19 protein-coding genes are annotated in these 21,912 nt (G+C 65.9%); 13 read left to right on the forward strand and 6 right to left on the reverse strand.

The features are described 5' to 3' along the window. The first annotated feature begins 10 nt into the window (after positions 1-10). From trpS to HNO81_RS05720, 3 genes are read left to right on the forward strand one after another with little or no spacing between them, the layout of a single operon-like run. Positions 11-1,054 (forward strand): tryptophan--tRNA ligase, encoded by a 1,044-nt coding sequence (trpS, locus tag HNO81_RS05710; protein ID WP_175317174.1) that lies wholly within the window; start codon positions 11-13, stop codon positions 1,052-1,054. Positions 1,055-1,058: 4 nt separating this feature from the next. Continuing rightward, positions 1,059-1,760 carry a 2'-5' RNA ligase family protein gene (locus HNO81_RS05715; RefSeq protein ID WP_175317175.1) on the forward strand — a complete coding sequence of 234 codons (702 nt, stop codon included), beginning with the start codon at positions 1,059-1,061 and terminating at the stop codon, positions 1,758-1,760. Positions 1,761-1,818: 58 nt separating this feature from the next. Next, entirely contained in the window at positions 1,819-2,793 is a 975-nt protein-coding gene (locus HNO81_RS05720) for a YihY/virulence factor BrkB family protein (RefSeq protein ID WP_175317299.1), read from the forward strand. Between the two features lie 37 nt (positions 2,794-2,830). Here the strand turns inward: HNO81_RS05720 and HNO81_RS05725 are convergent, their stop codons facing one another. Beyond that, positions 2,831-5,137, reverse strand: coding sequence for a hypothetical protein (locus tag HNO81_RS05725; protein WP_371818171.1), 2,307 nt, complete (start codon positions 5,135-5,137; stop codon positions 2,831-2,833). A 296-nt stretch (positions 5,138-5,433) separates the two neighbouring features. Between HNO81_RS05725 and HNO81_RS05730 the strand changes: the two genes are divergently transcribed. Further along, entirely contained in the window at positions 5,434-6,735 is a 1,302-nt protein-coding gene (locus HNO81_RS05730; RefSeq protein ID WP_175317176.1) for an ABC transporter substrate-binding protein, read from the forward strand. A gap of 52 nt (positions 6,736-6,787) precedes the next feature. Here the strand turns inward: HNO81_RS05730 and HNO81_RS05735 are convergent, their stop codons facing one another. The 5 genes from HNO81_RS05735 to sdhC form a co-directional block, all read right to left on the reverse strand. Beyond that, on the reverse strand, positions 6,788-7,561 hold the full coding sequence (locus tag HNO81_RS05735; protein WP_175317177.1) for a S9 family peptidase: 774 nt from the start codon (positions 7,559-7,561) through the stop codon (positions 6,788-6,790). A gap of 177 nt (positions 7,562-7,738) precedes the next feature. Next, positions 7,739-8,521 carry a succinate dehydrogenase iron-sulfur subunit gene (locus HNO81_RS05740; RefSeq protein ID WP_175317178.1) on the reverse strand — a complete coding sequence of 261 codons (783 nt, stop codon included), beginning with the start codon at positions 8,519-8,521 and terminating at the stop codon, positions 7,739-7,741. A gap of 1 nt (position 8,522) precedes the next feature. Next, the gene (sdhA, locus tag HNO81_RS05745; protein ID WP_175317179.1) at positions 8,523-10,322 is read right to left on the reverse strand and encodes a succinate dehydrogenase flavoprotein subunit; all 1,800 of its coding nucleotides are present in this window, start codon (positions 10,320-10,322) and stop codon (positions 8,523-8,525) included. Between the two features lie 108 nt (positions 10,323-10,430). Next, positions 10,431-10,892 carry a succinate dehydrogenase hydrophobic membrane anchor subunit gene (locus tag HNO81_RS05750; protein ID WP_175317180.1) on the reverse strand — a complete coding sequence of 154 codons (462 nt, stop codon included), beginning with the start codon at positions 10,890-10,892 and terminating at the stop codon, positions 10,431-10,433. A 3-nt stretch (positions 10,893-10,895) separates the two neighbouring features. Next, positions 10,896-11,276, reverse strand: a complete 381-nt coding sequence (sdhC, locus tag HNO81_RS05755; protein WP_175317181.1) for a succinate dehydrogenase, cytochrome b556 subunit — start codon at positions 11,274-11,276, stop codon at positions 10,896-10,898. A 274-nt stretch (positions 11,277-11,550) separates the two neighbouring features. Here sdhC and HNO81_RS05760 point away from each other — a divergent pair, with 274 nt between their 5' ends. The 9 genes from HNO81_RS05760 (at position 11,551) to HNO81_RS05800 (ending at position 21,910) form a co-directional block, all read left to right on the forward strand. Then, a complete protein-coding gene (locus HNO81_RS05760) occupies positions 11,551-12,684 on the forward strand; it encodes a mannose-1-phosphate guanylyltransferase (protein ID WP_175317182.1) in 1,134 nt (377 codons plus the stop codon). Between the two features lie 97 nt (positions 12,685-12,781). Next, on the forward strand, positions 12,782-13,999 hold the full coding sequence (locus HNO81_RS05765; RefSeq protein WP_175317183.1) for an amidohydrolase: 1,218 nt from the start codon (positions 12,782-12,784) through the stop codon (positions 13,997-13,999). 128 nt (positions 14,000-14,127) lie between these two features. Continuing rightward, complete coding sequence (locus HNO81_RS05770) at positions 14,128-14,562, forward strand: MarR family winged helix-turn-helix transcriptional regulator (RefSeq protein ID WP_175317184.1); 435 nt, start codon at positions 14,128-14,130, stop codon at positions 14,560-14,562. A 44-nt stretch (positions 14,563-14,606) separates the two neighbouring features. Continuing rightward, positions 14,607-15,038, forward strand: coding sequence for an organic hydroperoxide resistance protein (locus HNO81_RS05775; protein WP_175317185.1), 432 nt, complete (start codon positions 14,607-14,609; stop codon positions 15,036-15,038). Continuing rightward, the gene (locus HNO81_RS05780; protein WP_175317186.1) at positions 15,035-16,051 is read left to right on the forward strand and encodes an NADP-dependent oxidoreductase; all 1,017 of its coding nucleotides are present in this window, start codon (positions 15,035-15,037) and stop codon (positions 16,049-16,051) included. The genes HNO81_RS05775 and HNO81_RS05780 overlap by 4 nt, the downstream gene beginning before the upstream one ends. A gap of 294 nt (positions 16,052-16,345) precedes the next feature. Next, complete coding sequence (locus HNO81_RS05785) at positions 16,346-17,416, forward strand: BMP family protein (protein ID WP_175317301.1); 1,071 nt, start codon at positions 16,346-16,348, stop codon at positions 17,414-17,416. Positions 17,417-17,596: 180 nt separating this feature from the next. After that, on the forward strand, positions 17,597-19,213 hold the full coding sequence (locus tag HNO81_RS05790; protein WP_175317187.1) for an ABC transporter ATP-binding protein: 1,617 nt from the start codon (positions 17,597-17,599) through the stop codon (positions 19,211-19,213). Then, positions 19,206-20,588 (forward strand): ABC transporter permease, encoded by a 1,383-nt coding sequence (locus HNO81_RS05795; RefSeq protein WP_175317188.1) that lies wholly within the window; start codon positions 19,206-19,208, stop codon positions 20,586-20,588. Before HNO81_RS05790 ends, HNO81_RS05795 begins: the two co-directional genes overlap by 8 nt. Then, positions 20,585-21,910 (forward strand): ABC transporter permease, encoded by a 1,326-nt coding sequence (locus HNO81_RS05800; RefSeq protein ID WP_175317189.1) that lies wholly within the window; start codon positions 20,585-20,587, stop codon positions 21,908-21,910. The genes HNO81_RS05795 and HNO81_RS05800 overlap by 4 nt, the downstream gene beginning before the upstream one ends. Positions 21,911-21,912: the final 2 nt, after the last annotated feature.

Consider the following 21,912-nt stretch of genomic DNA (forward strand, 5'->3'; position numbering starts at 1 on the left):
AAGTTCTTCCATGACCACCCAGACTTCCCCCACTGCCAAGAAGCGCATCCTTTCCGGTGCCAAGCCCACTGCCGACTCCCTGCACCTGGGCAACTACATCGGCGCCGTGCGCAACTGGGTGGACATGCAGGCGGAATACGATGCCGTTTTCTTCATTCCGGACCTGCACGCGATCACCGTTGATTTCGACCCCGCCGAACTGGCCAACCGCACGCGCATTGTGGCAGCCCAGTACATCGCCGCGGGCATCGACCCGGACAAGAGCATCTTTTTTGTCCAGTCCCACGTCCCCGAGCACGCGCAGCTTGCCTGGGCACTGAACTGCATTACCGGTTTCGGCGAGGCATCGCGGATGACCCAGTTCAAGGACAAGACCCAGAAGTCGGGTGCCGACGCCGCCACCCTGGGCCTTTTCGCCTACCCCACGCTGATGGCCGCTGACATCCTGCTCTACCAGAGCGACCTGGTTCCGGTGGGCGAGGACCAGCGGCAGCACCTGGAACTGACCCGGAACCTCGCGCAGCGGTTCAACACCCGGTTCGGCCATACGTTCACGGTCCCGGAGGCCACGATCGTCAAGGAAAGCGCCAAGATCTACGACCTCCAGAACCCCAGCGCCAAGATGTCCAAGACGGGGGAGTCCCCCAACGGTGCCATCCAGCTGCTGGAGGATCCCAAGATCGCCGCCAAGCGCATCAAATCGGCCGTGACGGACGCCGGTACGGACATCCGCTTCGACGCCGAGCAGAAGCCCGGGGTCTCCAACCTGCTGACCATCTACTCTTCCCTGACCGGCAAGTCGGTGGCCGAACTCGAAGCCGAGTACCAGGGCAAAATGTACGGCCACCTCAAGGTGGACCTCGCCGAGGTGGTGGTGGACTTCATCACCCCGCTGCGGAACCGTACCAACGAACTGATGGCCGATCCCGCCGAGCTTGACCGGCTGCTGGCCCTGGGTGCCGAACGGGCCCGGGTGATCGCCTCGGTCACCCTGGGCCAGGTGTACCAGCGCATGGGTTTCCTGCCGTCCCTCAGCCTCGCAGGAGTCCGCTAGCGCCATGTCTTCGGGAAACGTCACCGCCAGGGGAGGTGCCTTCTCCGCCGGCCAGGCGGAGCGGCCCCTGGCCGGCCGCTTCGAAGACCAGTCCGGCCAGGACGCGGCTGCGGACCATGCGGTGGCCCGCAGCGAAGAAATCAGCGTGGGCGTCATCCTTGGCTTTCCAGCCGGCATAGCTGACGAACTGCAGCGCTGGCGGGCGTCTTTCGGCGATCCGCTGGCAGGGGTGGTACCCGCGCACATCACCCTGGTCACCACCACCCCCACCCGGGACTGGGAAGCCACCCTCCGGCATGTCCGTGAGGTCGCCCGGGGCCAGAACCCCTTCATGGTGACCATTGCCGGAACCGGAACATTCCGGCCAGTCTCGCCCGTGGTCTTCATCAACGTGGAGGACGGCTTCGAGGAATGCGTGGACCTGCACCGGAAGCTGCAGCAGGGTCCCCTCCACCGCGACCTGCCCTTTGCCTACCATCCCCACGTCACCATCGCCCACGATGTTGCCCCGGAAAGCCTTGATGAGGCCGAAACGGTGTTGCAGAACTACAGGGCGACCTTCCCGGTGGTTAGCATGGGACTCTATGAGCATGATGCCGACGGCATCTGGCAGCTACGGGAAGAGCTGGACTTTGGGACCGAAACTGACAACCGCGCCGGCACCAGCTTCACGGACGCTGACCCGGACACCACCGAAGGCGCCTGACCGGCAGCCGCTGCCCACCGACCACGCCCAGCTGAAGCTGGCCGTCATCCAGAAACGGATGGAGTGGGGAAAGGCCAGGAGGGCGGGCGGCGGCCTGGTGCCGGCCGTGATGGCCCTGATCCAGTGGCTGCTGGCCAAGCTCAACACCCTTCGCCCCATGCGGGCGTTCCAGCATTACAACCTCCAGCACGGGCCGCTGCTGAGCGCCGGCATCGGGTTCCGGATGTTCTTCTCCATCACCGGCCTCCTTACCACCGGGTTTTCCATTGCCGGGCTTGTCCTCAGCGGGCAGCCGGCACTCCTTGACACCATTGTTGCCACGGTGGCCCAAAGCGCCCCCGGACTGCTGAAGGTGGGCAACGGGGACGGGCTGGTGGAGCCGAAAGACCTCCTGAACCCGGGCAACCTCGGCTGGACGGCTGTCATTGCGGCGGTTGTCACCGTCATCACCTCGCTGGGCTGGATCAACGGGATCAGGGATGGCCTGCGCGGGGTCATGGAGCTTCCGCCGCTGGTCGTCAATCCCATCCTGATGAAACTGCGTGACGCCGGAACGCTCCTGCTGCTGGGACTGGCCCTGGTGATCAGCGCCGGCGCCTCCCTTGTCTTTGGCACGGCGGCGGGATGGGTGGTGGGCTTCCTGCATCTCAGCGATGCGGTAGCCGGGCCCCTCACCACGTCCATCAAGATCGTGGTGCCGCTGGTCCTGAACTGGGTCACGGCGCTGATCATGTTCCGGTTGGCGGCCGGGCTGAAGCTGTCCCGCCGAGCGCTGCTTGAGGGCACCATCATCGCCGCGGCGGGCACCACCGTCCTGCAGATTTTCAGCACCGAACTGCTGGCCGGCGCCGGCCGGAACCCCATACTGGCCTCGTTCGCCATCATCATCGGCCTGCTGATCTGGTTCAACCTGGTCAGCCAGGCCTACTTGGTCTCCGCCGGATGGTCGGCCGTCCGCGAGGCTGACCTGGAGTCGGGCGGAGCTCCGCGGAAAACGATTCTCGGTGCCCGCAGGGCTGCGCCCCAAACCTGACCTGGGCCCATGGCAGCGCGGGTGACGGGCCGGCTGTTTACGGGGCCGGCACCAGCCCTTCCCACTTCACCGTCCAGTCCGCTGGAAAGCCCGGCGCGTGCCGCTCCGGGCCGTTGTCCCAGCCGGCTGCCATCAGGGCGACGGCGGCAAGCAGGCCGCCGTTGCCCGGCAGGTACAGCGGCAACGAGGCGGTCTGGCGGTTGTGCCCGTTGGGCAGCACAGTATTTTTTCCTGCCTCCTGCAGGAGCGCTTTCACTGCGGCCTCGGGGCGGCCCAGGCGCGCGGCGGTCATGGCCATGACCGGGTAATCCCAGCCCCAGGTGCTGTCCCAGTCCCAGTCCGCCAGCACATCCTCCAGCGTGGCGCTCATGATGTCCTCGTCGATCAGGTCCGTCAACGGAAGGACCCCCAGCGCGCACAGCATGGAGGGGTGGTCTGTCCTGATGGTGAAGGGTTCCACATCCATGGCTGCGTAGACGCCGTTGGTGATGCGCGGGGACACCAGGCCGTCCGCCACCTCCCGCCAGGAGGCCACCGGGTCCAGGCCCAGCCGCTCCCGCCAGGCTGCCGCGGTCCGGAGGCCCCATTGCCAGTAGGCGAGTTCGAACGTCGGGTTGGTGACGGCCGCGCGCATGGACCCGTAGCTTTCCTGGGCCGGGATGAGGGGTGGCCCAAGTTCGAAGCCCCTGGCGGTGGGGTTGGCGAAGCCGGCCATGAAGGCGGCGGATTCGAAGACGATGTCCGCAAACTCCTCCAGTACTTCCCGGCCGGGGTTGGCCCGGTACAACAGTTCGGCCAGATGGATGGGATGGGGCTGCTGCCAAATGAGGAAGGTGCCAATCGGACTGGGGCTTTCCCTGCCATCAGGGCCTGTTTGCTTGGGCCAGCGGACGCCGTCGAACCCTTGGTCCCGGGCCGTCTGCCGGGCACTTTCCAGGACCGTGGCGTACCAGCGCAGGGACGGCAACAGGAGGTTCGGCCGGTTCCAGTGGGCAAAGTGGGCGGCATGCCACCAGTGCATTTCCAGGTGGAAGCGTCCGCGCCAGGAGTTGCAGACCAGGCCGGTTTCCTGGGGCGGCAGGGACCCGGAACAGTTGACGGCGGTGAGGTATTGGGAGAGCACAATGCGCCGTTCCAGCTCGGCAGCCCGGGGATCGGCCGTCGCAGCCAGTTCCACGGCCCCGCCGGTGGCCCAGAAGCGGGGCCAGCGCGAGGCAGAGGCTGCCGCGACGCTGCTGCCGGGCAGCGGCGGTGTCCCGGCAACCGGCCCGACGGCGGGAGGCGGAGGTCCGCCTGCGTCCTCCTTCGCTGCCACCCCGGAGAGCCCTCCGCCGCCGCGCGGAATACAGTCGCCCTCACCGGTGGCCTGGAAGGCAATGGCCAGGTCCAGGACGGCAGGATCCGAATCCGGGGCGGGACGTATCCGCACCTGGTGCGGGCCCGCCAGTTCGACGGCCAGGCCCCGGCCGGAAACCACTACCTGGTACCGGGAATCGTCCAGTACACGATGCACCGTCCAGCTGGTGGCACCGGCGTGAAGCTCAGACGGGAAGGGGCGGCCAAGGCTGGTGGTGTGCAGCCCGGGCTGGTCCCAGGCGGCCGCGCTGTGCCACGCCTCGGAACCGTAAGGGAAGCCGACGCCGATCACCAGCCCTTCCCGGAGAGCGCCCGACTCCACGCGGACTCCCAGCTCGTCCCGGTCCGGATGGCAGGCGGTGGTGACAGTGGCCTGGTGGCCGGCGATAGTGAAGGCGCTGGTGATGGTGCCGGTCCACAGGTCGAGAGTCTGGACGCTGCCGGAGATGTCCCTGCTGCTGATGGGCCGGCCGGCGCCGTCCTGCTCCAGCAGGAATCCGATGCGTCCCAGGTCCAGGCGGTGCGGATTGGCGCGCAGCCACGTCTCCGCGGCGGAGGTGCCCGTTTCCTGGTCGTTGACGATGTCACCCACCATATCCACGTAAGGCACCGGGCCGCGCGGGGAATCGTAGCGGACGATGGATCCTGCCAGCGTGTAGTGCTCCCCGCCAGGGGTGGTGTGCCAGCCCCAGGTGGACTGGGTCCCCAGCAGGGTACCCGGGGGAAGCTGGTCGTCCCGCGGACCCACCGGGTACTCCGCGGGAAACGTCTGGAGCCCGGTGAGGTCCACGGTGAAGGCGAACTCCCCGTTGCCCACGGACACGGGACTGCGCGGATCGCAACGGTCCTGGCGGACGTTGTGCCGCCGGACCAGCTGCTCTCTGTCGATGGGCTGCACTCTGTCGATGGCTTGCACTCTGTCGATGGCCTGCTTCGGGTCTGATGCGGTCACGGCCTGCCGCCGTGCGGTGCTGACGTGGCTGTGCACGGTGCACGCCCTCCTGAAGGATCTCTTATCTGGCTGAAGCCGCCGTTCGTCCACGGCACGCCACCAACCCTCCGTGTGACGAAGGGGGAAAGCGGTTTCTGGAGATTCCATCCTTGGCCGGTTCCACAGCGCTGTCAAGGGCTCCTGCCCCCGTGACCCGCGACGAAACCGTTCGGACTTTCACCCGTGGGGAATCCTCCGCCGAGGCAATTGACGGGCTTTGCCAGCAATTGATACGTTTCACGAAACCGCTTTCTCCGAACCCTGTCCCATCCTCCAAGGAAGAAGCCTGCCCAATGACGCGCCCTGCTTTAGGAACCCTCCGCAAAACCGTCGCCGTCCTGTCGGCCACAGCCCTCCTGGCTGTAACGGCCGGCTGCTCCGGTCCGTCGTCCAACCAGGCCGAAAATGGCCCGGTGGAAATCCGCTTTTCCTGGTGGGGCAATGCCGGCCGGGCAGACCTGACCAACAAGGCCATCGCGGAATTCGAGGCTGCCAATCCCAACATCAAGGTCAAGCCGGAATACGGTGACATCGGCGGCTACTTCGACAAGCTGGCCACCCAGATGGCCGCCAACGACGCACCGGACGTCATCACCATGGGCGGTGCCTATCCGGCGGAATATGCCAACCGCGGTGCGCTGCTGGACCTCTCAAAGGTGCAGGGCACGCTTGATCTGTCCAAGCTGGACCAGGGGGCGCGGGAAAACGGCCAGGTCAAAGGCACTCAGTATGGCGTCTCCACCGGAGCCAACGCGCTTGCAGTGGTGGTGAACCCGGCCGTCTTCGCCGCGGCCGGGGTTCCCCTTCCCGATGATGGCACCTGGAGCTGGGACGATTTTGCCAGGATCGCCGCAGAGGTGACGGCCAAGAGCCCGCAGGGCACCTACGGAACCGCTACGGTGCTCACGCATGACTCCCTTGACGCCTTCGCCCGCCAGCGCGGCGAATCGCTCTACACCCAGGATGGCCAGCTGGGCCTGGGGAAGCAGACCGTGCAGGACTACTTCGATTACTCACTGAAGCTCAGCGAATCCGGTGCTGCTCCCAGTGCATCCGAGACAGTGGAGAAGCTCAACGTCAGCACCGAGCAGACCCTTATGGGCATGGGGAAAGCGGGCATGATGCTGACCTGGAGCAACTCGCTGACCGCCCTCAGCAAGGCCTCCGGCGCAGACCTCAAGCTGTTCAAGCTCCCGGGCGAAAAGCCCACGCCGGGAATCTGGCTGCAGTCCTCGCAGTTCTACACCATCTCGGCCCGCAGCAAGCACACGGACGCTGCGGCCAAGCTCGTGAACTTCCTGGTCAACAACCCGGCCGCCGCCAAGATCATCCAGAGCGACCGGGGCATCCCCGGCAATGCCGACATGCGGGCCGCCGTCCAGGGCCTGCTCACCCCGCAAGGCAAAGTGGAAGCCGACTACATCGACCAGATCGGCAAGATGGACTTCGCCCCCACGTACATCGGCCCCACCGGTTCCACCGCCGTCTCCGAGATCACCGCCCGCATCAACACGGACGTCCTGTTCAAACGGGTCACACCGGATAAGGCGGCCGAACAATGGATCAGCGAGAGCAAGGCAGCGATCGGCAAGTAGGCTGCCGGCCGGCCGGACCTGCGGCCGGCCTCGGGCCCATCCTTGGCAGGGATCAGGCCGGGGGTGCGTCCAGGTACTGGTCGGCCCATGCGGCGATGATGCGCGCGGCCCGGGCAGCCTGTCCCTTTCCCGTCAGCAGGTGGTCACTGCCCTCCAGGGACACGAAGTTCCGCGGGTGCCTTGCAGTCTGGAAGATGGTGCTGGCGTTCTCAATTCCCACCGTGTTGTCGGTGGGGGAGTGCAGGACCATCAAAGGCTTGTGCAGCTGCTTGATGCAGTCCGTGAGGTCCGCATTCTCCAGGTCCTCCACGAAGTGCCGGCGGATCTCCACCCGCTTCCCGCCCAAGTCAACCTCTGCACTGCCCTCGCTGAGGATCCGGTCCAGGGCGGCGTCAAAAACGTGTGCCACGTGTTTGGGGGAGAAGGGCGCACCCACGGTGGCAACGGCGTCGAGCTCCGGGATCTCCCGTGCAGCGGCGAGGACCGCGGCGCCGCCGAACGAGTGGCCCACCAGCAGGGAAATCTCCTTCCCCTGGCTGCGCATGAACTCCGCGGCCTTCACCGTGTCCGCCACCTTGTGGCTGAACGAACCGGCAGACCATTCCCCGGCGGAGCCGCCCAGGCCCAGGTTGTCGAAGCGCAGCATGCCGATCCCGCTGTCCGCAAGGGCCTTGCACATGCGGGCCGCGGAGGGGCTGTCCTTGCCCAGGGTGAAGCCGTGGGAGAAGACGCCCCAACCTTTGACGGGCCCTTCCGGGACGTCGATGATGCCGGACAGCAACTCGCCGGTGGAACCGGCGAAAGACACTTTTTCGGTACGGGACAAGAGAGGGCCCTTTCTGCGGCTGGCTTGCCCTATTAGTTGTGGTCCCTAAACCCCCGGCTTGGGGACCAGAACTGATAGGGCATCCGGGATGACTACGTGCTCAAACGACGACGACGGCGCCGCCACCACGAATGGTGAGCGGCGCCGTCGGCCGTTACAACTGGGTGCGGGAACTGCCTAGATCCTGCGGGCCAGGATGGCCTGCTTGACCTCGGCGATGGCCTGCGTGACCTGGATGCCGCGGGGGCATGCTTCCGAGCAGTTGAAGGTGGTGCGGCAGCGCCACACGCCTTCCTTGTCGTTGAGGATCTCCAGGCGCATGTCACCGGCATCGTCACGGGAGTCGAAGATGAAGCGGTGGGCGTTCACGATCGCTGCCGGGCCGAAGTACTGTCCATCCGTCCAGAACACCGGGCAGGACGACGTGCAGGCGGCACACAGGATGCACTTGGTGGTGTCGTCGAACCGCTCACGGTCCTCAGCGGACTGCAGGCGTTCCCGGGTGGGCTCGTGGCCCTTGTTGATGAGGAAGGGCATGACTTCGCGGTACGACTGGAAGAAGGGTTCCATGTCCACGATCAGGTCCTTTTCCACCGGCAGGCCCTTGATGGGTTCCACCGTGATGGGCTTGGACGTGTCCAGGTCCTTCAGCAGGGTCTTGCAGGCCAGGCGGTTGCGGCCGTTGATGCGCATGGCGTCCGAGCCGCACACGCCGTGGGCGCAGGAGCGGCGGAACGACAGGGTGCCGTCCATCTCCCACTTCACCTTGTGCAGGGCGTCCAGGACTCGGTCCGTGCCGTACATGGTCAGGTGGAAGTCGTCCCAGGTGGCTTCACCGGAGACCTCCGGGTTATACCGGCGGACCCGCAGGTGGACGTCGAACGTGGGGATTTCCCCGCCCCCGCCAACGCCGGCAGGAAGTTCAACCTTTGAGGCTGGCTCAGCGATTTCAGCGGTCATCTTAGTACTTCCTCACCATCGGCTCGTAGCGGGTAAAGACAACCGGCTTGGTGGCCAGCCGGATGCCGGCGATTGATTCCGCCGATCCGTCAGCCGGCGCATGGTCATCCTTGTACGCCATGGAGTGCTTCATGAATTTCTCGTCGTCACGCTCGGGGAAGTCCTCGCGGAAGTGTCCGCCGCGGGATTCCTCACGGTGCAGGGCGGCCACGGTCATGACCTTGGCCAGTTCCAGCAGGAAGCCGAGTTCAACGGCCTCGAGCAGGTCCAGGTTGAAGCGCTTGCCCTTGTCCTGGACGTTGATGTGCTTGTAGCGCTCCTCGAAGGACTCGATGTCGCGCAGCACCTGGTTCAGGGTGTCCGCCGTACGGAACACCTGCATGTTGGCATCCATGGTGTCCTGCAGTTCCTTGCGGATCTGGGCCACCTTCTCGTTGCCGGTGCCGTTGCGGGCAATGTCCAGCAGCTCGGTGGTGTAGTCCAGCGGGTTCTCCGGCAGCTCCACGTAGTCCGCGGTCTTGGCGTACTCTGCGGCGGCGATGCCGGCGCGCTTGCCGAAGACGTTGATGTCCAGCAGTGAGTTGGTGCCCAAACGGTTGGAGCCGTGGACAGACACACAGGCGACCTCACCGGCGGCGTACAGGCCCGGGATGACGGTGTCGTTGTCCTGCAGGACCTCGGTGGTGATGTTCGTCGGTATTCCGCCCATGGCGTAGTGCGCCGTGGGGAACACGGGGACAGGCTCGGTGTACGGTTCCACGCCCAGGTAGGTGCGGGCGAACTCGGTGATGTCCGGGAGCTTGGCGTCGATGTGCGCCGGCTCCAGGTGGGTCAGGTCCAGGAGGACGTAATCCTTGTTGGGGCCGCAGCCGCGGCCTTCGCGGACCTCGTTGGCCATGGAACGGGCCACGATGTCACGCGGAGCCAGGTCCTTGATGGTGGGGGCGTAACGCTCCATGAAGCGCTCACCCTCGGAGTTGCGGAGGATCGCGCCTTCACCGCGGGCGGCCTCGGACAGCAGGATGCCCAGGCCGGCCAGGCCGGTGGGATGGAACTGGAAGAACTCCATGTCTTCCAGCGGGATGCCGCGGCGGAAGGCGATGCCCATGCCGTCACCGGTCAGGGTGTGGGCGTTGGAGGTGGTCTTGAAGACCTTGCCGGCACCGCCGGAGGCGAACACCACGGACTTGGCCTGGAAGACGTGCAGTTCTCCGGAGGCGAGGTCGTAGGAGACGACGCCGGCTACGCGCTTCTGCTTGTAGGGAGTACCGTCCTCGCGGACAGCATCCTCTTCGACCGTCAGCAGGTCCAGGACGTAGTACTCGTTGTAGAACTCAACGTTGTGCTTGACGCAGTTTTGGTACAGGGTCTGCAGGATCATGTGTCCGGTGCGGTCCGCGGCGTAGCATGCGCGGCGGACCGGAGCCTTGCCGTGGTCGCGGGTGTGGCCGCCGAAGCGGCGCTGGTCGATGCGGCCCTCGGGTGTGCGGTTGAACGGCAGACCCATCTTTTCCAGGTCCAGCACGGCGTCAATGGCTTCCTTGGCCATGACTTCGGCGGCGTCCTGGTCAACCAGGTAGTCGCCGCCCTTGACGGTGTCGAACGTGTGCCATTCCCAGTTGTCTTCCTCGACGTTGGCAAGGGCTGCACACATGCCACCCTGTGCCGCACCCGTGTGCGAACGGGTGGGGTAGAGCTTGGTCAGTACTGCTGTGCGCGCGCGCTGACCGGACTCGATCGCGGCGCGCATGCCAGCGCCACCGGCACCGACGATGACGACGTCGTACTTATGGACCTGCATACCAGACGCTCTTTCTCTCAAAATTCGCTATAAAACAACGGGGCGGCTTTGCCTGCTCCGCAAAACAGGGCCCGCGGACAAGCCCGCGGGCCCAGGGATGTGCCGGTACTAGGCCGGGCAGAAGCCGCCCGGCAGGGCAACGCCGTTCACGACGGGGCACGGGTCGAAGGTGAAGATGACCAGGGTGCCCAGGAGGATGATGACGACGGCGGCCGCGTAGAGAACCGTCTTCAGCCAGCGGCGGGTGGAGGTCTTCTCGGCGTAGTCGTTGATGATGGTCCGGACGCCGTTGGTGCCGTGCAGCATCGCCAGCCACAGCATGGCCAGGTCCCAGAACTGCCAGAACGGATCTGCCCATTTGCCGGCCACGAAGCCGAAGTCAATCGCGTGGATGCCTTCGCCGACCATCAGGTTCACGAACAGGTGGCCGAAGATGAGGACCACCAGCACCACACCGGACAGGCGCATGAACAGCCAGGCGATCATCTCGAAGTTGCCCTTGGATCCGCCGCTGCGGCGGTACTGGGGAGCAATGCGCCCGCTGCGTGGGCTCTCGATCGTTGCAGTCATGGCTTAGTGACCTCCGAGGGCGAGGGACAGGTGGCGGATGGAGAAGGCAACCATGGTCACGAGCCAGAGGGCCAGGACGGCCCACAGCATCTGGCGCTGGTACTTGGCGCCCTTCTTCCAGAAGTCGACCGCAATGATCCGCAGGCCGTTGAAGGCGTGGAAAACGATGGCAGCCACAAGGCCGGTTTCACCCAGCGCCATCAGCGGATTCTTGTAGGCGCCGATGACGGCGGTGTAGGCCTCCGGTGACACACGCACCAAGGAGGTGTCCAGGACGTGGACCAACAAGAAGAAAAAGATCACTACACCGGTAATACGGTGTCCTACCCAGGACCACATGCCTTCACGGCCGCGGTACAAGGTGCCAGCTGGTTTTGTCGGCACTGATAAACCTCCCTGCAACACAGCGGCGCTGGCATGAGATCCATGCGGGGGGAACGCCTGCTGCGAGAGCACTCGTAGCTCAGGCCTAAATCTAGGCTTCGCTAACAGCTTATTCAATTTAGTCGATTGATGGTGCCCAGTGCTGGAGCGGATTTTCCGGCGAAATGAGACGAACGCCACACATCCGGACGTGTGCGGGACACATTGCAGTCCAAAACGCGGGCCATCGCTGGGCAGGGGAGCCGCCCGCAGCCCTTCAGCTAAAGTAGCCGTGATGAGTACAGACAAAGTGACAAGCCCGGCTTCACCCCTGGACCGCTTCATCGCGGTGATTCCGGCAGGCGGCGTGGGGACCCGCCTCTGGCCCCTGTCACGCGCAGCAGCTCCCAAGTTCCTTCATGACCTCACCGGATCGGGCAGCACCCTGCTGCGCGCCACCTATGACCGGCTGCACCCCCTCGCGGGCAACCGGATGCTGGTGGTGACCGGCCAGGCGCACCGCGAAGCCGTGTGCCGCCAGCTTCCCGAGGTCCGTGACTCAGACCTGGTCCTGGAATCGGAGCCCAAGGACTCCGGTGCCGCGATCGGCCTTGCGGCGGCGATCCTGCATGAACGCGATCCCGACACCATCATGGGTTCCTTCGCCGCGGACCAGGTGATCAGCCCCGACGACCTGTTCCAGCAGGCGGTCCGGGAGGCCATCCACACCGCTGCCGCGGGCAAGATCGTGACGATCGGCATTAAGCCCACCCACCCGTCCACCGGATTCGGCTATATCCGTTCGGGAAAGGCGCTGAACATCGAGGGGGCACCCAGTGCCCACGACGTGGTGGAGTTCGTCGAAAAGCCGGACGAGACCGTGGCCCAGCAGTATGTGGACAGCGGCGACTACGTCTGGAACGCCGGCATGTTCGTGGCGCCCGTGTCGCTGATGCTCAAGCACCTCGAGGCCAACCAGCCCAACCTGTTCCAGGGCCTGCAGGAAATTGCCCGTGCCTGGGACACCCCGCAGCGCGACGAAGTCACCGCCCGGATCTGGCCCACCCTGCCCAAGATCGCCATCGACTACGCAGTGGCCGAGCCCGCCGCCGAAGCCGGGGACGTCGCCGTCGTGCCCGGGACCTTCCGCTGGGACGACGTTGGGGACTTCGCCTCTGTGGGCCGCCTTAACAGCGCCAAGGAAGTGGACGATGTCACGGTCCTCGGCGAAGGCGCCCGCGTGTTCACCGAAAACTCAAGCGGCGTCGTGGTCACCGACACCAAACGTGTCATTGCCCTGATCGGGATCCAGGACGTCGTCATCGTGGATACCCCGGACGCCCTCCTGGTGACCACCATGGCCAATTCCCAGCGCGTCAAGGCTGCCGTGGACGCACTCAAGGCCAGCGGCGACACGGACGTCCTCTGACCGGAAACCTGCCGGCGCCCCGGGCGCCGGCAGGACCGGGATGTAATGCGGCTCAGTGAATGGACGCCAACGCCGCCACCATCGCTAGAGTGAAACAGTGCGCAACTACACTACTGAAGCCGAGCCCACCGCACTGGTGGCTCCCTGGCTCGAACCGCTCCTGCCGGAACTGATCGAATTCCGCCGGGACCTGCACGCGCACCCGGAACTGTCCTTCAAGGAGTTCCGCACCACCGACAAGCTCGCCGAGCGGCTCGAAGCCGCAGGGCTGAGCCCCCGCCGCCTGGAAGGCACCGGCCTCACGGTGGACGTGGGCGAAGGGCCCATCGCCACGGCGCTGCGCGGTGACATCGATGCATTGCCCATCATCGAAGAGACCGGGCTGCCCTTCGCCTCGAAGAACCACGGTGTCACGCATGCCTGCGGCCACGATGTGCACACCACCACCATGCTGGGCATCGCCCTGGTCCTGCACCGCATGCACCAGGACACGCCCCTCGGGGCCACCGTCCGGATCATCTTCCAGCCCGCCGAGGAAACCATGCCCGGCGGCGCGCACTCCTGCATCGAACAGGGAGTCCTGGAAGGCGTTCCCCGGATCCTGGCGCTGCACTGCGACCCGCGGATCGAGGTGGGCAAGGTGGGTACCCGGATCGGCGCCATCACCTCCGCGTCGGACACCATCCGGATCGAACTGTCCGGACGCGGCGGCCACACCTCCCGCCCGCACCTCACCGAGGACCTCGTGTTCGCGCTGGCGCAGATCGCCATCAATGTCCCGGCCGTCCTGTCCCGCCGGGTGGACGTCCGGAGCGGCGTCTCGGTGGTGTGGGGACAGATCACCGCAGGCTCGGCGCCCAACGCCATCCCGGGCACCGGCTACATGGCAGGGACCATGCGCTGCCTGGACCGGGACGCATGGCACGCCGCCGGCGAACTGCTGGACGAGGTGGTGCACCAGGTGGCCGCACCCTACGGCGTCGATGTGCACCTGGAGCACACCAGGGGAGTGCCGCCGGTGGTGAACTCCGAACACGAGACGGCGATCATTGAGGCCGCCGCCCGCGCTGAGATCGGCGAGAGCGCCGTGGTGCTGACACCCCAGTCCATGGGTGGCGAGGATTTTGCTTGGTTCCTGGCCGAACTCCCCGGCGCCATGATGCGGCTGGGTACAAAGACCCCCGGCGGGGAGGACTACGACCTGCACCGCGGCGACTACATCCTGGACGAACGGTCCCTGGGCCTGGGCATCCGGGTGCTCACCGCGGCGGCCCTTCGCACCATCCGCGATCTGGAGCAGGCCCCCCTTTCCTGACCCCTGCGCGGTCAGCGTACCGGGCGGAAGGTGCCGCCCGGCAGGCAAAAAGTACGACGACGGTTCCATCGTCGCGTTCTTTCCGCAGGTAAGTTGTGCACAACTAAGTTGTGCGCTATATTTAAGTCATGACCGAAGCACCCCGCCTGGACCGGCAAGTATGTTTTGCGCTGTACTCGGCCTCCCGGGCCGCCACCGCTGTTTACCGGCCGGTCCTTGAAGAACTGGGCCTCACCTACCCGCAGTACCTGGTCATGCTGGTGCTGTGGGAAAGCGAGCCGCGGGGTGTCAAGGAACTTGGCGGCGAGCTCGGTCTGGACTCGGGCACTTTGTCGCCCCTCCTTAAGCGGCTGGAAGCACTGGGGTTCGTTGAGCGCCGCCGCTCCGGCGAGGATGAGCGCCGCGTCGCGGTCCACCTCACGCCGGCCGGCCGGAGCCTCAGCGGCCCGGCCAGCGCCATCCCGCAGCGGCTGGCCGATGCTGCGGGCCTCACCCTGGACGAACTTGAACAGCTTCGGACCACCCTGGGCAAGCTCACGTCCGCACTGCACGAATCACTGTGACTGCCGGCTCCGGCACCATCCCATCTACAGGACGGAATTTCTCCATGAAAACCCTCTATACCGCCGAGGCGCTGGCTTCGGGCGAAGGCCGTGACGGTACCGCACGCAGCAACGACGGCCGGCTGGCCGTGGACTTGGCCAGCCCGGCCGAACTGGGCGGCAGCGGCCAGGGCACCAACCCCGAACAGCTTTTCGCTGCCGGCTATGCGGCCTGCTTCCACTCCGCACTGCGCCTGGTGGGACGCAAGGCCGGCGCGGACCTCACGGACTCCGCCGTCGCAGCCAAAATCCATCTGGGTCAACTGGACGGCGGCGCCGGCTTCGGGCTGGCAGCCGAGCTGGAAATCGCCCTTCCCGCCCTGGACCTGGCCACCGCGGAGGACCTCGTGGCCAAGGCGCACCAGGTCTGCCCCTACTCAAACGCTACCCGCGGCAACATCACCGTCGACCTCAAGATCCTGGAGTACGCAGCATGAGCACAGCACTCGCAACCACCACCCGTGAAATCCGGCTTGCCTCCCGCCCCGTCGGGCGCCCCTCCGGCGACAACTTCGAGCTGGCAGAGTCACCGCTTCCCGCCCTCGAAGACGGCCAGATCCTGGTGCGCAACCTCTTCATGTCCGTGGACCCCTACATGCGGGGCCGCATGAACGACGTCAAGTCCTACTCCGCACCCTTCGCCGTGGGCAAGGCGCTCGACGGCGGCGCCGTGGGTGAAGTGATCGCGTCCCGTTCGTCGGCACACCAGGAGGGCGACGTCGTCGTCCATGCCCTGGGCTGGCGCGAGTACGCCGTAGTGGACGGCAACGCCGCCACCCCCGCCCGCACGGACCTGGCGCCGGCGCAGGCCTTCCTCGGTGCCCTGGGCATGACCGGGCTGACGGCTTACACCGGCCTGCTCAAGGTTGCCGAATTCAAGCCCGGCGACGCCGTCTTCGTCTCGGGCGCCGCCGGTGCCGTGGGCTCACTGGTGGGCCAGATCGCCAAGGCCATGGGTGCCTCACGGGTCATCGGCTCCGCCGGCTCGCCCGCCAAGGTGGCGCGCCTCCTGGAACTCGGCTTCGACGCCGCCTTCGACTACCACGACGGCCCCGTGCTGGAGCAGCTGGAGAAGGCCGCGGGCCCCGCCGGCATCGACGTCTACTTCGACAACGTGGGTGGCGAGCACCTGGAAGCCGCACTGGCCGTCCTCAACGTGGGCGGGCGGGTAGCCATGTGCGGCGCCATCGCACAGTACAACTCCACCGAACCCACGCCGGCGCCCCACAACCTGATGCAGGCAATCGGCAAGCAGCTGACGCTGCGCGGCTTCCTGGTGGGCGGGCAGCGCCAGCACGCCGCCGAGTTCGCGGAGAAGATGGCCGGCTGGCTGGCCGACGGAACCATCAGCTATGACGAGACGATCGTTGACGGGCTGGAAAATGCGCCGCAGGCCTTCATGGACCTCCTGGACGGGGCTAACACCGGCAAGATGCTGGTCCGGCTCTAACCACCGCAGCAACCCGCAAGCAGTAGGGGCACCGCCTTCCGCGGTGCCCCTACTGCTTGGTAACAACTTGTAAACAATCTCCCGGATGAACTCCCGCCGTGCTATGGGGACGTGGCGCAGGCCACTAAAGTGAGTGCCATCAGTGCGCTCCGGCGCAGTGCTGCGTGCCTTCAGTGAAAACAGAATTTCAGCGCCGAAACGGACACTCATTGAATTCCAGCCCGTAGCGCCACTCGCATCATCCCTGGAGGAAAATTGAAGAAATCACTGCGTGCCAGCTTCAAGCGCGGTTCAATGGCCGGCGTGGCCACCCTCGGTGCGTCCGCACTTGTGCTGACCGGCTGCGGTGCAGCACCGGAAGCAGGAAGCACCGCATCCGCAGGTGCCAGCGACTACACGGGCTGCATCGTCTCGGACTCCGGCGGATTCGATGACCAGTCGTTCAACCAGTCCTCCTACGAGGGACTGAAGAAGACCGAGAAGGACCTTGGCATCAAGGTCAACCAGATCGAGTCCAAGACCAACAACGACTTCGAGCCCAACCTGCGCGCCATGGTCACCGCCGGCTGCAACCTGACCATCACGGTCGGCTTCCTGCTGGGCGACGCCACCAAGGCACAGGCCACCGCCAACCCGGACAAGCACTTCGCCATCATCGACTTCGGCTACGACCAGCCCATCAGCAACGTCAAGCCCATCATCTACGACACCGCCCAGGCAGCGTTCCTGGCCGGCTATCTGGCCGCCGGCACCACCAAGACCGGAACCGTGGCCACCTTCGGCGGCATCAAGATCCCCACCGTCACCATCTTCATGGACGGCTACGCGGACGGCGTGAAGTATTACAACGAGCAGAAGGGCAAGAACGTCAAGCTGCTCGGCTGGAACAAGGATGCCCAGGACGGCAGCTTCACCGGCGACTTCGAAAAGCAGGACGTAGGCAAACAGCTGACCAAGAACTTCCTGGACCAGGGCGCCGACATCGTCATGCCGGTGGCCGGTCCCGTGGGCAAGGGTGCGGGCGCCGCCCTCAACGAGGCCAAGGCGGCCGGCAAGGACGTCAAGCTCATCTGGGTTGACTCCGACGGCTACCTCACCGCCCCGGACTACAAGGGCATCATGCTCTCCTCCGTCATGAAGCAGATGGGCGAAGCCGTGGAGACCGTGGTGACCGAGGACAAGGACGGCAAGTTCAACAGCACTCCGTACGTTGGCACCCTGGCCAACGACGGCGTGCAGCTGGCACCGTTCCACGACCTTGATTCCCAGGTCCCCGCGGAGCTGAAGTCCGATCTCGAGAAGATCAAGAAGGACATCATCGACGGAAAGCTGAAGGTCGAGTCCGCAGCAAGCCCCAAGGCCTGATCCACCACAGGAAGCGCCACCGCCGGTCCACCACCCACTGGCCGGCAGGTGGCGCTTTTTGCTGGCCGAACGTTTACCGCGCACGGCCGGCCACTCCCGGTGCTGCAGCCACTAGGCTGGTGCTGCAGCCATATATCCCGTCCGGTCTGATCACCGGACGCTTCGAGATTGGTCAGAGTTTTGAAACTTGAGCTTCGAGGGATCACCAAGCGATTTGGCACGCTGCTGGCCAACGACCACATTGACGTGGTGGTTGAGCCCGGACAGATCCATTGCCTCCTGGGCGAGAACGGGGCGGGCAAATCCACCCTGATGAACGTGCTCTACGGGCTCTATGAGCCCACCGAAGGCGACATCCTCATCGACGACAAGCCCGTCGCCTTCCGCGGCCCCGGCGATGCCATGGCGGCGGGAATCGGCATGGTGCACCAGCACTTCATGCTGGTGCCCGTCTTCACCGTGGCGGAGAACGTAGCCCTGGGCGCCGAGCCCACTAAGGCCGCAGGTTTCCTGAACCTGGACCAGACCCGGCAGCGCATCAAGGAAATCTCCGACCAATACGGTTTCAACGTGGACCCGGACGCCCTGGTTGAGGACCTGCCGGTGGGCGTCCAGCAGCGCGTGGAAATCATCAAGGCCCTGGTCCGGGATGCCCGGGTCCTGATCCTTGATGAACCCACCGCCGTGCTCACCCCGCAGGAAACGGACGAACTCCTGGACATCATGCGCCAGCTCAAGTCGCGCGGGACTTCCATCGTCTTCATCTCGCACAAGCTGCGCGAGGTCAAAGCAGTCTCGGACACCATCACCGTGATCCGCCGCGGCAAGGTGGTGGGCACCGCCGATCCTGCCGCCTCCACCACCGAGCTGGCCTCGATGATGGTGGGCCGCGCCGTCAGCCTCACCCTGGACAAAGCCCCCGCCCAGCCCAAGGAAACCACGTTCGAAGTCCGCGACCTCACCGTCGTCGCACCTAACGGCCAGCACGTGGTGGACCACCTCAGCTTCCACATCAGGCGCGGCGAAATCCTGGCCATCGCCGGCGTCCAGGGCAACGGGCAGACCGAACTCACCGAAGCCATCCTGGGCCTCCAGGAGAGGGTCACCGGCTCCATCGTCCTTGACGGCAAGGAACTCGTGGGCCGGTCCGTCAAGGAAGTGCTGGAAGCCGGCGTCGGGTTCGTCCCCGAAGACCGCAAGGTGGACGGACTCGTGGGCACCTTCTCCGTGGCCGAAAACCTGGTCCTTGACCTGTACGACAAGCCACCCTTCGCCAAGGGGATCAGCATGAGCCCGGCGAAAGTCATGGAGAACGCCAAACAGCGCATCGGTGAGTTCGACGTCCGCACGCCGTCGGCCGCGGCGGCCGCCGGCACCCTGTCCGGCGGCAACCAGCAAAAGCTGGTGATGGCCCGTGAACTTTCGCGCCCCCTGCGGCTCTTCATCGCATCCCAGCCCACCCGCGGTGTCGACGTCGGTTCCATCGAGTTCCTGCACCGGCGCATCGTCGCCGAGCGCGACCAGGGCACCCCGGTCATGATCATTTCCACCGAGCTTGACGAAGTAATGGAACTGGCGGACCGCATCGCCGTTCTCTACAAGGGCAAGCTGGTGGGCACCGTGCCCGCCGGAACCAGCCGGGACGTGCTGGGCCTCATGATGGCCGGCATCCCGCCGGAAGAACACACACCGGAAGAACAGACGCCGGACGGACATTCCCCGGTACACCATGCACAGACCCCGCAGGCCGGCACCCCGGCCCCTGCCTCCAACGCCGAGGGAGCCGATCATGCCTGACCAGCAATCCCCAGAACACACCCCGGACGCGCAGCCCGCGCCGCCGCCCCACGACAGCCAGGAGACCGCGGCCGGGGAACAAACCGCTGCGGCCGTGGCCGTCGATACCGCCGGCGGAGCCATGCAGCCCTCGGCGGTTCCGGGCACGGCGCAGAGTGGACAGCTGCCCGGGGACTCTGGGACCGTCCTGCGCCGGATCTTCACCGGAAGCGGCATGGTGTCGGTGCTCGCGGTGCTGCTCGCCCTCATTCTCGGCGGACTTCTCATCGCCAGCACTGACAAGCAGGTTGCCAGCACCGCGGGCTACTTCTTCGCCCGGCCCACCGACATGCTGGCAGCGGTATGGAATGCCGCCACCCGCTCCTACATTGCCCTGTTCCAGGGCTCGGTCTTCAACCCCCGCGGCAACGGACTCGCCGCGCAGTTTGCGCCGCTCATGGAGACCCTGACCATCGCCACACCGCTGATCACGGCGGGCCTGGGCGTGGCGCTGGCCTTCCGGGCGGGGCTCTTCAATATCGGCGCCCAGGGCCAGATCATCGTGGCCGGCATCCTGGCCGCCTGGGTGGGTTTCGCTCTCCACCTTCCGGTGGGACTACACCTGCTGCTGGTCCTCGTGGCCGGCATTGTGGGCGGTGCCCTCTGGGGCGGCCTCGCCGGCCTGCTCAAAGCCCGGACCGGTGCGCATGAGGTCATCCTGACCATCATGTTCAACTACATCGCCCTGTATTTCCTGCGCTACCTGCTGAACACGCCGGCCTTCCAGCGGCCGGGGGAGTCCAACCCGATTTCGCCCATCCTGGATCCCAGCGCCGTGTATCCGCAGATCCTGGGCAGCCAGTACAGGCTGCACCTGGGCTTCATCCTGGCCATCGGTGCCACCGTCCTGGTGTGGTGGCTCCTCAACCGGTCCACGGTGGGCTTCGAATTCCGTGCCGTGGGCGCCAACCCCAAAGCAGCGCAGACCGCCGGCATCAACGTCTCACGGTCCACCATCCTGGTCATGGCCATCGCCGGTGGCCTTGCCGGCATGTCCGGCGTGGCCCAGGTGGCCGGAACCGAAAAGGTGCTGACCGACGGCGTCGCCGCCACGTACGGCTTTGACGCCATCACGGTGGCGCTCCTGGGGCGTTCGACGCCGTGGGGCACCTTCGCGGCCGGCCTGCTCTTTGGCGCCTTCCGCGCCGGGGCGGTCCAGATGCAGATCCAGACCGGCACCCCCATCGACATCGTCCTGGTGGTGCAGTCCCTGATTGTCCTTTTCATCGCCGCACCGCCACTGGTCCGGGCCGTCTTCGGCCTCAACCCGCGGCGCAGGAAGCCCGCACGCGCAGCCAAGTCCGGGCAGGCAGCCACTACCGGAGGTGCCGCATGAGCACAACAGTTTCCTCGCCCAGGCCGGGCAGCCCGAAGCCCGGGGGCGCCGGGGCAGCCGCACCTGCCACAGTGCTCGCGGCGAAGCCGGTCAGCTGGAAGACCCCCGTGCTGCTGGCCGTGTTCGCCCTGGTGTCGCTGGTGTTCTTCGGCTTCCTGGCACCCAGGCAGACCGCCAGCTTCGGCATCTCCACCGGGGGCGACTTCTTCCAGCTCCCGGCCTTGGAAATCAATGCCTTCGCCGGCGGCATCGTCCTGTCGGTGCTGCTGGTGGCGCTCGCCGGATACGCGGTGTTCCTCAAGACCAAGGGCCAGCCGGCTCCCGGCTGGCTGCCGGTCACCTTCATTGTGATCTTCGTGGCGGCCTTCCTCATCTGGGTGGTGGGCGGAGCCCGCACACCCGCCATCTCACTGGCCGGCCTCATCGCCGGGTCCGTGACCCTCGCGGTTCCGCTCGTGTTCGGCTCGCTGTCCGGCGTCCTGTGCGAGCGGGTGGGCGTCGTCAACATCGCCATCGAAGGGCAGCTGCTCGGCGGGGCGTTCACCGCAGCCATCGTTGCCAGCATGACGAAGAACGCCTTCATTGGACTGCTCGCGGCCGCCATAGCCGGTGCAGTGGTATCCATGGTGCTCGCACTGTTCAGCATCAAGTACCTGGTCAACCAGATCATCGTCGGCGTCGTCCTCAACGTCCTGGTGTCCGGCGTGACAGGCTTCCTGTTCAGCACCGTGATGCAGGCCAACAAGGCGCAATTCAACTCTCCGCCCGGCCTGGACGTCATCGATATCCCCGTCCTCTCCAGCATCCCGATCATCGGGCCCATCCTGTTCCGGCAGTCCCTGGTTGGCTATCTCATGTACGTGGCCGTCGCAGTGGTGTGGGTGGGCCTTTTCAAGACCCGGTGGGGACTGCGCGTCCGCGCCGTGGGGGAGCACCCGCAGGCGGCAGACACCCTGGGCATCAACGTCAACGCCACCCGGTTCTGGAACGTCACCCTGGGCGGCGCCGTCGCCGGCATCGGCGGTTCGTTCTTCACCCTGGTGGCCATTGACAGCTTCACCAAGGAAATCTCCGGCGGCCGCGGCTTCATCGCGCTGGCTGCGCTGATCTTTGGCCGCTGGAACCCGGTGGGTGCGTTCTTCGCGGCGCTCCTGTTCGGCTTCGCGGACAACCTGCAAAGCATCGTGACCATCATCGGAACGCCGGTGCCCAGCCAGTTCATGGCCATGCTGCCATACCTGGTGACCGTCCTCGCCGTCGCCGGGCTGGTGGGCAAGTCCAGGGGGCCGGCAGCCAGCGGCATCCCGTACGTCAAGGGATGACC

It is taken from the genome of Pseudarthrobacter sp. C4D7 (assembly GCF_013359725.1).
Classification (GTDB): Bacteria; Actinomycetota; Actinomycetes; order Actinomycetales; family Micrococcaceae; genus Arthrobacter.

Bases quoted from the DNA above. Each gene is read 5' to 3' on its own strand.
- HNO81_RS05750 (WP_175317180.1), bottom strand. From the start codon at position 10,892: ATGACTGCAACGATCGAGAGCCCACGCAGCGGGCGCATTGCTCCCCAG.
- HNO81_RS05720 (WP_175317299.1), top strand. From the start codon at position 1,819: ATGGAGTGGGGAAAGGCCAGGAGGGCGGGCGGCGGCCTGGTGCCGGCC.
- HNO81_RS05740 (WP_175317178.1), bottom strand. From the start codon at position 8,521: ATGACCGCTGAAATCGCTGAGCCAGCCTCAAAGGTTGAACTTCCTGCC.
- sdhA (WP_175317179.1), bottom strand. From the start codon at position 10,322: ATGCAGGTCCATAAGTACGACGTCGTCATCGTCGGTGCCGGTGGCGCT.
- HNO81_RS05760 (WP_175317182.1), top strand. From the start codon at position 11,551: ATGAGTACAGACAAAGTGACAAGCCCGGCTTCACCCCTGGACCGCTTC.
- trpS (WP_175317174.1), top strand. From the start codon at position 11: ATGACCACCCAGACTTCCCCCACTGCCAAGAAGCGCATCCTTTCCGGT.
- HNO81_RS05730 (WP_175317176.1), top strand. From the start codon at position 5,434: ATGACGCGCCCTGCTTTAGGAACCCTCCGCAAAACCGTCGCCGTCCTG.
- HNO81_RS05780 (WP_175317186.1), top strand. From the start codon at position 15,035: ATGAGCACAGCACTCGCAACCACCACCCGTGAAATCCGGCTTGCCTCC.
- HNO81_RS05795 (WP_175317188.1), top strand. From the start codon at position 19,206: ATGCCTGACCAGCAATCCCCAGAACACACCCCGGACGCGCAGCCCGCG.
- HNO81_RS05715 (WP_175317175.1), top strand. From the start codon at position 1,059: ATGTCTTCGGGAAACGTCACCGCCAGGGGAGGTGCCTTCTCCGCCGGC.
- HNO81_RS05770 (WP_175317184.1), top strand. From the start codon at position 14,128: ATGACCGAAGCACCCCGCCTGGACCGGCAAGTATGTTTTGCGCTGTAC.
- HNO81_RS05800 (WP_175317189.1), top strand. From the start codon at position 20,585: ATGAGCACAACAGTTTCCTCGCCCAGGCCGGGCAGCCCGAAGCCCGGG.
- HNO81_RS05775 (WP_175317185.1), top strand. From the start codon at position 14,607: ATGAAAACCCTCTATACCGCCGAGGCGCTGGCTTCGGGCGAAGGCCGT.
- HNO81_RS05785 (WP_175317301.1), top strand. From the start codon at position 16,346: ATGGCCGGCGTGGCCACCCTCGGTGCGTCCGCACTTGTGCTGACCGGC.